The sequence below is a fragment of the Muriicola sp. genome (genome assembly GCF_041567615.1).
Classification (GTDB): domain Bacteria; phylum Bacteroidota; class Bacteroidia; order Flavobacteriales; family Flavobacteriaceae; genus Muriicola.
The window spans coordinates 1-4,117 of sequence record NZ_JBFGBM010000202.1; the positions used below are offsets into that span (position 1 = coordinate 1).

Consider the following 4,117-nt stretch of genomic DNA (forward strand, 5'->3'; position numbering starts at 1 on the left):
CAGGATCGCCATCCGGGTAGCAGAAGGAAGTACACACCAGGAAGCGGAACTCAAAGGGGTAGAAGAATACGCAATTGAATGTTCCATCCTGAAAGTGGCTGTGTCCGAAGATGTTCAGAATACAACGGATGAAGGTATACAGATCTTCGGGGGAATGGGCTTCAGTGCAGATGCCCCCATGGAAAAAGCCTGGCGTGATGCCCGTATCTCCCGTATCTACGAAGGTACCAACGAGATCAACCGCATGCTGGCGGTGGGCATGCTCGTGAAAAAGGCCATGAAGGGACATGTAGACCTGCTCGGACCGGCCACGGCCGTCGGAGAAGAACTCATGGGCATCCCCTCTTTCGAAACTCCTGATTTTTCAGAATTGTTCGCAGAAGAGAAAGACCTGATCGCCCGACTCAAAAAGGTGTTCCTGATGGTGGCGGGCAGCGCGGTTCAGAAGTTCGGACCCGACCTGGAATCTCACCAGCAATTGTTGCTCGCAGCAGCTGATATCCTGATCGAGATCTATATGGCAGAATCGACGGTGTTGAGGACAGAGAAAAATGCGAAGCGGGAAGGTGAAGCCGCCCAGGAAGTTCAGATCGCTATGGCCAAACTCTATCTTTATGAGGCCGTAGACCTGGTGATCAAAAAAGGTAAGGAAGCCATCGTTTCCTTCGCGGAGGGAGATGAACAGCGCATGATGTTGATGGGACTCAAACGGTTTACCAAATACACCAATCAACCCAATGTGGTCGCACTCAGGAACAAGATCGCCGAAAAGGTGGCGGAGGAAAACCGCTACACCTTTGACGGATAGTCATTTCTGGCACAAAAAAAAACCCGCCCCAGGAGGGCGGTTTTTTTTGTTATAAGCCGTCCTTGTTTCTATTTCAGGAAACTGTGATTCTTCGCGTAGGCGTGCATCTGAGCCTCAAAGGTCTCCGGCCATTCCAGCCTGAAATCGACGATTTCCCCTTCCGTATCCAGCACAGGGACAATATCGGGGTTCACAAAGCCGCTGTAGGGAGGTGTGATGAAGGCTGAATTTCTTTCCAGGACCTCGGCGTGCAGTGCCTGGTCTACTTTTACCCCGTAACCTTCTACCAGGTCCTGTGCAGCCGTGAAATCTCCCTCCGATTTGATCCTTTGGGTCTCCTTGAGCAATTGCCCGAACAGCTCCCTTAGCTTAGCGTAGTCATTGATCTCGTAGAAAGTCTTTCCATCCCTTTCCACTTTTTCGATGACCTTGTCTGCCTGCCCCTTCTCAAAAACCCAGGCTGAGACCCACTGGCGGTTGACCATATGGTCTTCCTCTATGTCATCACCCAATTCTATTCGGATCAGCTGAGTGACCAGTCCGTTACGGATATAACGGTCATAAGCCGTTTTACCCAGTTCCTCCCAGTTATCCGTAAGGCCAAGTTCCTGAAGTTTGGGGTCCATGAGATAGTAAAGGCCTACCAGGTCTGCCCTTCCCTCTTCCATGGTAGACGCGTAGTTCTTCAGGGTCTCCTTGGGTTGGCCGACACCTGCATTGATCTGACCGGAAGCATGGCCCACGACCTCGTGGAGGGCAGTCAGGAGTTTTGAGGCCGCCGTACCGTATTTCTTTTCCCTGGCGATCTCTTCCTCGTCAAAGGCAAATTCCTGCAACCTTCCGGATTCGCCTGCATTGTTATAGGCATCAATGATGTTCCCCAGGGAAACCGATTTACTTCCATGCTCCTGCCTGATCCAGTTGTTGTTAGGCAAATTGACGCCTATGGGCGTACTGGGCGAGGCATCACCCGATTCCCCGGCTACATTCACGGTTTTATAGGAGATCCCGACTACGTTCTTCTTTTTGTGTTCGTCCATCAGGGGCGACTCGTCCTCGAACCACTGGGCGTTATCCGAGAGGACCGCCATTTGTTTGGACATCTCAAAATCCTTGATCTGCACAATGGTCTCATAGGAACCCTTGTATCCCAGAGGATCGTTGTAAACCTCTACAAACCCGGTGATCCAATCGATGTCCCCTTCCCGGGAATTGACCCAGGAGATGGCGTATTCATCCCAGGTAGCCAGGCTTCCCGTCTTGTAGTACTCGATCAACAATTCCAGCGTTTGAGCCTGCTTCTCATTCTCTGCCACATCTTTGGCCGTCTCCAGCCACTTGATCATCTCGTCTATGGCAGCGCCGTACATGCCTCCTGATTTGTACACCGCTTCGGTGATCTTCCCATCTCGGAGGACCAGTTTGGAATTCAATCCGGTCTCTACGGGTCGGCCTTCAGGACCCCGATCGGCCTTGGCGTAAAACTCTTCCACCTGGGCAGATGTGATCCCCGGATCATAGAAATTGACCGCAGATTCAGCTACATTATCGATTCCTTTCTTCTTGTTAACCTTCTTGGCATCCTGCTCATTGAAGATAACGTCAAAAGGCTCACCGCTCAATTCCGTACCCGTAGATGCGAGCAGCGTGGTCAAATATTCCTGGGTAAAACCGGGTTCCAGTTTGTCATTGGAGTAATGGTGATGGATGCCATTGGAGAACCACACCCTTTTCAGATAGGTCTTAAAAGCCTTCCAGTCGTCTGTGGATTTGTCACCCGTAAAGGTGGTATCGATCTTTTCCAGGGCCCTCCTGATCTGCAGGTTATGGCGATAATTCTGGTCCCACATAATGTCCCGTCCTGCCAGTCCGGCCTGCGTAAGGGCATAGACGAGTTTTTTCTGGTTTAAGGAGAGGTTGTCAAATCCGGGGACCTGATAACGGAGGATCTGAATGTCTGCGAACCGGTCTACCAGGTACTCAAAAGAAGTGTTCTCTTTCTCAGTGTTTTTGGTATCAGTTTCCTTTTGCCCGCAGGACCACATGATCCCAATCGCCAAAAAGGCGAGCATGAATTTTGGTAATCTCATAATTTTAATTCTGTTTGTCGTTGATCCTCAAAAGTAGAAATTTAGCAGGCATTTCCTACCCTTTTTATCGACAGGGTCAAAAAAATCTATCCTTCTTGAAGATGAAATAAGAGCATACCTCTACCTTTACTCTTCGCATCAACTCAAAACAGGCATATGAACCCTAAGTTATTACAACAGGTATATGACCCAGATGGTTTCAGGCGCCAGGGCCACGAGCTGATAGACCTCCTGGCCAATCACCTGGAGAGCAGTCTCAAAGGAAGCGGCGACAAGGTCATCAACTACTCCGGCCCGGAAGAGGAAATGAAATTTTGGGGAGGTTTTTTTAAAACAGGTTCGGGATCCGACTTCTTCCAGGAAGTGCTCAGGCATACCACCCATGTGCATCACCCCCGCTATATCGGTCACCAGGTCTGTGCTCCTGCACCCCAGGCAGCTCTCTGCGGCCTGGTCAGCTCTATACTCAACAACGGGATGGCGGTATACGAGATGGGGATGGCCCCCACAGCCATGGAACGGCAGGTGACGGATCTGCTGGCTCACAAAATAGGGTTTGGAGAAGGGGCCAGGGGGATCCTGACCTCCGGCGGAACCCTGGCCAATTTAACCGCCCTGCTCTCCGCCAGGAAGGCTGTGCTCGAAGAGGATGTCTGGCTGGAAGGTCATGGCAACCGCCTCGCAGTGATGGTCTCGGAAGAAGCGCATTACTGTATAGACCGGGCAGCCAGGATCATGGGGCTGGGATCTGACGGGATCATCAAAGTTCCGGTAAAGGCTGATTTTTCCATAGACACCTCTCTTTTGAGCCGAGCCTATGAAGAAGCCAGGAGCAAAGGCCTGCACGTATTCGCTCTGGTGGGAAGTGCCCCCTCCACGGCTACAGGGGTGTATGACGATCTGGATACCCTGGCCGCCTTTTGTAAAGAAAAAGGGCTGTGGTTTCACGTGGATGCGGCTCATGGCGGTGCCGCCATTTTTTCAGAAAAATACAGGGGGACTGTGCGGGGCATAGACCGGGCAGATTCTGTGGTGATCGACGGGCATAAGATGATGCTGATGTCCACCATCACCACGGCTCTGCTGTTCAGGGATGGTAGCCATTCGCACACCACCTTCAGCCAGGAGGCAGAATACCTCCTGCAGCACTCGGAGGAGGAAGACTGGTTCAATCTCGCCAAACGCACCTTTGAATGCACGAAAACCATGATGAGCCTTC

General features: G+C 51.5%; 3 protein-coding genes. 2 read left to right on the plus strand and 1 reads right to left on the minus strand.

What is annotated here, in order from left to right; genetic code table 11:
- Positions 1 to 808, plus strand: an 808-nt coding sequence (locus ABYP73_RS11770) for an acyl-CoA dehydrogenase family protein (RefSeq protein ID WP_372974450.1), incomplete at its 5' end; no start/stop codon positions are given.
- Positions 809 to 876: 68 nt separating this feature from the next.
- Here the strand turns inward: ABYP73_RS11770 and ABYP73_RS11775 are convergent.
- Positions 877 to 2,898, minus strand: a complete 2,022-nt coding sequence (locus ABYP73_RS11775; protein WP_372945267.1) for a dihydrofolate reductase — start codon at positions 2,896 to 2,898, stop codon at positions 877 to 879.
- A 156-nt stretch (positions 2,899 to 3,054) separates the two neighbouring features.
- Here ABYP73_RS11775 and ABYP73_RS11780 point away from each other — a divergent pair.
- A partial coding sequence (locus tag ABYP73_RS11780; RefSeq protein WP_372974451.1) for an aspartate aminotransferase family protein occupies positions 3,055 to 4,117 on the plus strand: 1,063 nt, incomplete at its 3' end.